General features: G+C 35.5%; 4 protein-coding genes. 1 reads left to right on the top strand and 3 read right to left on the bottom strand.

All coding sequences use genetic code 11. The annotated features are described in order from the left end of the window. The 3 genes from AB4Y90_RS15925 to ccoN form a co-directional block, all read right to left on the bottom strand. Positions 1-3,483 (bottom strand): DUF748 domain-containing protein (locus AB4Y90_RS15925; protein ID WP_441558563.1); only part of this gene is annotated, 3,483 nt, incomplete at its 3' end. 237 nt (positions 3,484-3,720) lie between these two features. Continuing rightward, on the bottom strand, positions 3,721-4,545 hold the full coding sequence (locus tag AB4Y90_RS15920) for a cbb3-type cytochrome c oxidase N-terminal domain-containing protein (protein ID WP_441558562.1): 825 nt from the start codon (positions 4,543-4,545) through the stop codon (positions 3,721-3,723). 18 nt (positions 4,546-4,563) lie between these two features. Next, positions 4,564-6,843, bottom strand: coding sequence for a cytochrome-c oxidase, cbb3-type subunit I (gene ccoN / locus AB4Y90_RS15915; RefSeq protein ID WP_441558561.1), 2,280 nt, complete (start codon positions 6,841-6,843; stop codon positions 4,564-4,566). 185 nt (positions 6,844-7,028) lie between these two features. Here ccoN and AB4Y90_RS15910 point away from each other — a divergent pair, with 185 nt between their 5' ends. After that, positions 7,029-7,322, top strand: coding sequence for a helix-turn-helix domain-containing protein (locus tag AB4Y90_RS15910; RefSeq protein WP_441558560.1), 294 nt, complete (start codon positions 7,029-7,031; stop codon positions 7,320-7,322). The last annotated feature ends 729 nt before the right edge of the window (positions 7,323-8,051 follow it).

The raw sequence follows: 8,051 nt of genomic DNA, 5'->3' as shown, positions 1-8,051 counted from the left end.
CATCAATCCCACATTATTCATCTTAATGTCACCCAAAATTCTCGGAGCGGTTGTTGTTCCTGTAATTTTAAGATCTCCCGAAAGATGACCTTCCGTATTGGTAATCGCATTCATCGTAAAGCCTTGCAACGTTTTCATCTGAAGCTGATTCATATCTAAATTCAAATCAAAACTACTCGAAGCGGTATTGTAAGTTCCCAGAATTTTCACATCATTATTATTCCCTGAAAGTGCAATATCTGCATTCAGAAGATTCGCCGACTGATTATTGACTTTAATATCAAGATTTCCGACAGGATTTCCGAAGACAAACAAATCAGTCACGTCAATATCTGAAGTGAAGGTCATATTTTTAGTTAAATCTCTCAGTTGCGCTGTTCCGTTGATGGTTCCTTTGGCTAAAAGTGAATCTTTCTTGATGATTTCGGTTATCGTTTCAATTTTAAAATCTTTTAAAGAAACATTCAGCGGACTGCTTGGAGAATTGCTTTCGGATTGTAAAGAAATTTCTGCTCCCGAATTGGAAAGCCTGAAATTATCCGCTACAATTCCCTGACTGAAAATCTGAATTTTGTTGTTTTCGGCAACCGTCCAATCCATATAATTCAGTTTTAAACCATTCGGATTTAAAGAGATTTCGGTAATGTCGTTCATCGATTTTGCATTTCCGGCAATCAGGAACTGCGTTTCATCTTTTTCGTCTTTTGTAGTGATGTTATAATTGATCGTATTTTGTGCAACATCACCATTAATATTTACTTTATTTAGAGCAAAACTTTCACTTTTCAACGCTGCAACACTAAGATCATATTGTAAAGCCTGATTTTCGTTGGTGATTTTTAAGCTTGTATTTTCCAAAGAATTTGTTCCGTACAAAACCTGCGGAATTTTTGCATCCAGTTCTATTTTCTGAGAATCTGCGTTGTAATTTCCTGTGATATTGATGGTTTCAAAACTTTTCAAATCCGGAACAAATTTTCTGATGAGATCATCATTTTTAATTGTTGCATTAATGGTGAAAAATTGTCCTGCATCAATTTTCTGGGCTTTTCCGGGCTTTTGAAACTGATAATATTGATTAATCGTTTGCGATAAAGCTCCGAAAATCTGAGTCAGCTTATATTTACCGTTGAGTTCAACATCGGCAATCTGAGAATTGAATTTTATCAAAGTAGAATCTGCTGTAGAAACTGCATTCAGCCTAATTTCTTGCAAAGGATAAACTTCCTTCGTATCTGAAATCGCAAAATCCTGTAAGTTCAGATATCCATTCAGATTATCAGGATCGAGGTTTTTAAAATCTCCGTCAATTCCGCCGGCGATAATCATTGGCGAACTGTAAAATCCTAATTTATTTAAATCTAATTTATTGATATTCCCATTCACTTTTACCGTCGGATTATCGCTGAAAACTCCCGAAGCGGCAAGATGTAAATTGGCATTCGGATCTTTTGAGTTTAAATCAATATCATAAGCGCCACGGTTGATTTTTCCTTTCAGATTCATATTCTGATAGCTGTAACCGTTGTAAGTGGCAGATTGCACGTCTCCTGAAAGATTTGCAGTCATTATTTTTGGGTCGAAACCTTGTCCTTTTGCATTAATTTTTGCGGTAATGCTTCCCAGATCTTTATTCTGAATAATTTTTCCAATCTGTAAACTTTGAAGGTTTGCTTTTACATCAAAAGTTTCTCTGTTTTTCCTTCTTAAATCAGCTTTTGCGACAACTGCTGCATTACCTAAAGTAGAAGTAAGACGCAAATTGGTATCAAAAATTTGGGTTGTTCCTTTCGCCGTTCCACGAATAGTCATGAAAGAAGGCAAGGTAATATTACTCGGAATTGTATTTTTCGGAACTAAATTATAAATCGTTTTTGATGCAGTCGAAAGTTCGGCAACATTTAAATCGTAATATAATTGATCCGGATTCATCGCATTTTTGATTTTTCCTGAAGCCAAAACTCTGAGTTTATCCAAACCTGAAACTTTCAGATTCTGAATCGACAAATCATTAACCGTTCCTCTTACGAAAGCATTTACATTTAAAGTCGCATTCGGATATTTATTGAATGGTGCTGTATTTCTTAAAGTAGGAACCAAATTTAAAATATCAGAAAAACCGATCTTAGAATCTCGGATGTCGGCTGAAATTTTTACGGCTCCCAGATTGGATGATAACTGCTCAATCGAATTGTAATTTAAAATTACTTCATCTCTTAAAACCGTTTTCGGAGTTTGCAGGTAAAGATTTTTCAGATAGGCTTCTTTTTCAGCGTACACAAAATCGGTGTTGAATTTTTGTACATTTAAACCTCTTGCTTCCTGAATTTCTGCTGATTTTACAGAACCTGCAAAACCATTATTTTCCATTTTGAAATTTCTTACGTCGAGATTTAATTTAGCAAAATTAAGATGGTTAAAATCCATTCCGCTTTTTGTAGGAGCAATGGCTGTGTTGTTATAAACCACTTTTACATCATCCAAAAGAAGTTTTCCAAGAAGAACTTTCATTGCTTTTTCTTTTGCAGAATTTTTTGAAACTTCAGGTTTTTCTTCGTTTTTAGGATTTGCATTTTCTGTCGGAAGAAATAAATTGGCATTGATATTTGCACCGGTCAGATAAACATTTCCGACATTGTAATCGTTGTTTTCGAGATCAATGCTGTTCACTTTCGTGTTTAATTCTTTGAAAAGAACTTTGGCGAAAGTTTTGGTATTGTCGTCACCGTAATCAATGTTGAAATTGGTAAGTTTAACTCCGCTTAAACCCAATTTCATTGGCTTTTTCTGGTTCAGAGAATCTACTTTTTCTTCTACGTTTGCGGCAACTTCTTCCACGAGATCCTGTTTCAGCTTTAATTTTAATCCGTCAAGATTAATATCGTTGACTGCATAAGAATTGTTTTGAAGGTCGAAAGTTTTTACACGGGTATCAAAAGATTTGAAATATACTTGAATATCATTTCGGGATTGCTGATCGTTGAAAGTAATCCCAATATCTTTTAATTTAATTTTATCTAAAGAAATGATGAATGGTTTTGACGGTTTTTGCTCCTGTTCTTTATCAGAAGTGGCAAACGCATCAATAATATAATCGAAATTGAATTTTCCGTCGGGTTTTCTTACCACGTTTGCACGAACGCCTTCCAGATCGATCGAAGTAAGGTCTGCTTTGGAATTAAGCAGTTTCCACATATCTAAACCTACGTCGAATTTTTTTACGGCTAAAAGCGTATCGATATTCTGACCTTTCAGATACAGGTTTTCCATCACCAAGCTGTTCGGGAAACCTATGTAAACCTTATCCAGGCTTACTTTTGTTTTTATTTTTTTCTCAAGATAAACAATCAGTTTCTCTTTTACAAAGTTTTGAACTGCGGGAAGTCTCAGACTCAAGATAAGCAGGATTATTAAAACGACAAAAGAGATGATTGTAATAACAATACCTCTGAGAATTTTTCTTTTGTTGAATTTTTTTTTCAAAATTTCTGTGATTTAAGCAATATAATGTTGTTTTATGGATTTGATGAGTGTTTTTTATCATCGATTCTTAAAAATACGAATTTTGACTTAAATCTTCAGAAACTGAATTTTTTTGAATTGCATCATGATTTATTTTTTTTGAAAATGCCTGCCGGAAAGGCTTTGTTACGGAAATAAAGCAATATGTTTGCCAATACGTTAAAAATGTTAAAATTTACTAAAGATGTGGTATTTGTTTTAAACTGCAAAAACCTGCTCGGTGATATGATAGATGTAGGATGCTATTTTTTCTGCGTCTCTTCCGGTAATGGTTCCTTCTTTTATAAAAGGTCGCATTGTAGGATTGTTTGGTGAGCCATTTTCGAGCATCCAGAAAACATTTTTAAATAAACTTTTTTCTTTGATGTTGATCCAATGTGTATCGGTTAAGTTGGGACCGATTCCTCCTTTTCCGCTGTCTCCGTGACAGGTTACGCAATTGGTTTTAAATAATTGTTCGCCTTCTGAAACGTAATCTGAACTGTATTTTGCAGTTTCTAAATTAATTTGTGGAGCATTTTTTTCATATTCTTCAATGGAAGCGAGCTGCATTTTTGTTTCTTTATCATATTCTGCTTCCGGGTGAGCGTAATCTGTGAAGGCAAAAGCGATCATATAAACGGCACAGAAAATAATTCCGAAATAGAAAAGGCCGATCCACCATTTGGGTAAAGAGTTGTCGAGCTCGGTGATTCCGTCAAAACCATGATCTATTAAAATATCTTTTTCTTCAGACTGAGATTGTTTTTTGAAAGCAGAGTTCCAGAGTTTTAAATAGTACGGAGTTGTCTTATCTGTAATATATTCCTGTTTTTCTTCATCGGTAAGCCTGCTGAATCTTTCGTTTTCTACCAAATCTCCGATAGAATTCATAATGAGCAATAAAATGGTAATGATAATTAACAGTGCCCAAAAGAAAGGTGTAGAAAAATAACTGGTCTCTTGTGCGAACATTTCGAACGCCATGATGGTAATCCCTATCGTTATTGCTATATATATAGATATGGGTGTTCTCGTTTTCATTTTAATTAATATTTAAAATTAATCTACACTTGCTGTTTTGATGTCTGTCGTTTTAATATCAGTTCCCAATCTTTGCAGATAAGCAATCATTGCAATAATTTCTCTTTGCTCCATCGGAATGTAGTTGTTTCCTTTGGCAATTTTCTCTTTATCCATCTGATCTTTTACATCGGTGGCTTCAGAATAAATTCTTTTTACTATCGCTTTTGACTGATTATCTGCCCATTGATTGGCTGAATCTATTTGTGCTTTTGTATATGGAATATCGAAAGTGTTTTTCATGAGTTTCATTTTATCAACCATTTGAGAACGGTCGAGTTTATTGGTAATCAACCAAGGGAAACGTGGCATAATGGAACCTGCAGAAGTAATTCTTGGGTTGTACATATGTTTTAAATGCCATGAATCGGGGTTTCTTGCGCCTTCTCTGTGAAGATCGGGTCCTGTTCTTTTTGATCCCCAAAGGAAAGGTCTGTCATAAACAAACTCTCCGGCTTTGGAATATTGCCCGTTTTTACCGTCAAATCGGTTAACTTCATCACGGAAAGGTCTTATCATTTGTGAGTGACACGAGTTACAGCCTTCTCTTATATAAAGATCTCTTCCTTCTAATTCTAATGGGGAATAAGGTTTTACTGCAGCTATAATAGGTAAGTTGCTTTTCACAGTCAAGGTCGGAACAATTTCTACCAATCCACCGATGGCAATGGCTACAAAAGCTAATATTGATAATAGGTGAGGAGTTCGTTCCAGCCAAAGATGTACGCCTTCGCCTTCTTTTCTGCCTGCACCAACATTCGCTAAAGCCGGAGCTTCCGCAGGAACTTCTTTCTGGAATTTTCCTGATTTGATGGTTTTATATACATTTACAACCATTAAAATTGCTCCACCCAGATAAAATAATCCGCCCAAGAATCTCATTTTAAAGTATGGAATAATTGCAGTCACGGTATCGAGCCAGTTCTTCCACAATAAAGTTCCATCGGGATTAAACTGCTTCCACATCAAACCTTGCGTAAATCCAGCGATGTACATTGGTACTGCGTAGAAAATAATTCCTAAAGTTCCCAACCAGAAATGCCAGTTTGCTAATTTTTTAGACCAAAGTTTGGTCTTCCACATAATCGGAATCAGATAATAAACCACTCCGAATGCCATGAAACCATTCCATCCTAAAGCTCCCAAGTGAACGTGACCAATTACCCAGTCGGTGTAATGCCCGATTTTATTTAAAGATTTTGTGGCTAAAAGCGGGCCTTCAAAAGTTGCCATTCCGTAACAGGTTACAGCGACTACAAAGAATTTAAGAATAGGATTTTCTCTTACTTTATCCCATGCTCCTCTTAAGGTTAATAATCCATTCAGCATTCCACCCCAAGACGGAGCAATCAACATAATTGAGAAACCTGTTCCCACCGCTTGAGCCCATGCTGGAAGTGCGGTATATTGAAGATGATGAGGTCCTGCCCACAAATAGACGAAGATTAATGACCAAAAGTGAATGATAGAAAGTTTATAGGAAAATACGGGTCTGTTCGCTGCTTTAGGCATAAAATAATACATTAAACCTAAAACCGGTGTCGTCAGTACAAATGCAACCGCATTGTGACCGTACCACCATTGTACCAATGCATCTTTCACTCCTGCATAAGCAGAATAAGATTTCCAGCTTGTGAATGATAACGGAACTTCAAGATTATTGAATATATGAAGCATCGCAACCGCAATCCATGTGGCAATGTAAAACCAAATCGCTACATATAAGTGACGCACTCTTCTTTTGGCAATCGTTCCAAACATATTGATTCCGAAAATGACCCATGAAAAAGTAATTAAAATATCAATTGGCCATTCGTGTTCAGCATATTCTTTTGAAGTATTGATTCCCATTAAGAAAGTAATCACAACCGCAATAATCATAATTTGCCATGTCCAGAAATGAATCCACGATAAAATATCACTGTACATTCTTGTTTTCAAAAGTCGCTGCATACTGTAATAAGCACCACAGAAGAAGGAATTACACACAAAAGCAAAAATAACCGCACTCGTATGAAGCATTCTGATTCTTCCGAAACCTAAAGCACCCTGAGAATTAATTAATCCTTGAATATTTCCGCTTCGTAAACTTTGAATGGTTGTATCATCAGTACCAAATAAAAATTCTGGCAATTCAGGATAAAAAAGCATCAAAGCAGCAGTTAATCCTAAAATAAAACCAATAATTCCGAATACAATAGTAGCATAGAGGAATGCTCTGACAATATTATTGTCATAATGAAATTTTTGCGTCTCCATAAGTCTTGTGTCTTGCAGCGAACAATATTTTTTACAGAATTTCCTTTAAATAAAAGAGTTTTGATACCTTAAAATAAATATCATGCTGCGTGTGTAATGTTTTGACAAAGGTATTTACTAACTTTGTCTGAGGCTATTAGATATACTTCTAAAATATACCGAAAACTACTAAAGCAATTGTGAGAATGAAGATTTGTGGACAAAATATCAGAAAAATAAGACGCGACCGTGACCTTACCCAGGAATACATGGCATTCGAAATGGGAATTTCTCAAAAAGCGTATTCAGATATCGAAAACTCCAAAGTGAAAATCAATCTGGAAATTCTCACAAAAATTTCAGACATCCTTAATATAAAACCATCCGATATTTGCAGCATCTCTCACAAATGCGGAAATAATGATTATGAGGATAAATACAATGAACTGGTAGAATACATGAAAAAAAACAACATTGCCCTTCCGGAGAATTTACAGTAATTTTTACTCAAATAATATATAAGATACCTCAGACATTCTCTGGGGTATTTTTTTAGGAGCTATTTCCTGCTCTCCGCACTCGCTATTTTCTTAGATCTGGCTACGATGTCAGAGCCACCGCAGCCAGATCTAAGAAAATGAGCTCAAACAAATGCTGCGATCAGGACTAATAAATTTGTAACAGAAATTTTTGTCATAAGTACTAAAGCCTAAATCTCAAATTTAGATTTTGAATTTTCAAGCCTTGAATCTCTAATCGCAAAAATTCAATCAAACAACTCTACAAATCGTTAGATTTAATGGTTTGCTCCTTCGGAGCGCCCCCTTTGTAGCAATAATATTAAAGAAAGATTTAAGCTCCATAGGAGCGACACGAAAGACAATTCAATAACATCATTCCTCAAAAAGCTCAAGACACACTCACAGCCTCCCCTCCAATCCTCCAACCCTCGAACTCTACTTAAACCTGCGACCCGCGACCTCCCACCTGTTACCAAAAAAACCTCCCACCAAATCAATGAGTTAGCGTTAAATCCTGATCAGATATAAATTTTAAGTTACATAAATTAGGATTGTGTATAAAAAAGTTCTACTTTTGCCGCACTGAAAAACGAGAGGGATTCAGAAGCGCAGAAGAGCATTAATAAGGCGGAAAACATTTATACTGATTACCTACAATCGATAGATTTAAGAAAACCAACTTTTAATTTTTAATGAAATAAAAGTTGT

It is taken from the genome of Chryseobacterium sp. 2TAF14, assembly GCF_052115105.1.
Lineage (GTDB): Bacteria > Bacteroidota > Bacteroidia > Flavobacteriales > Weeksellaceae > Chryseobacterium.
The sequence above is the reverse complement of the archived record's forward strand: the minus strand, read 5'-3'. Positions and strand labels throughout refer to the sequence as shown.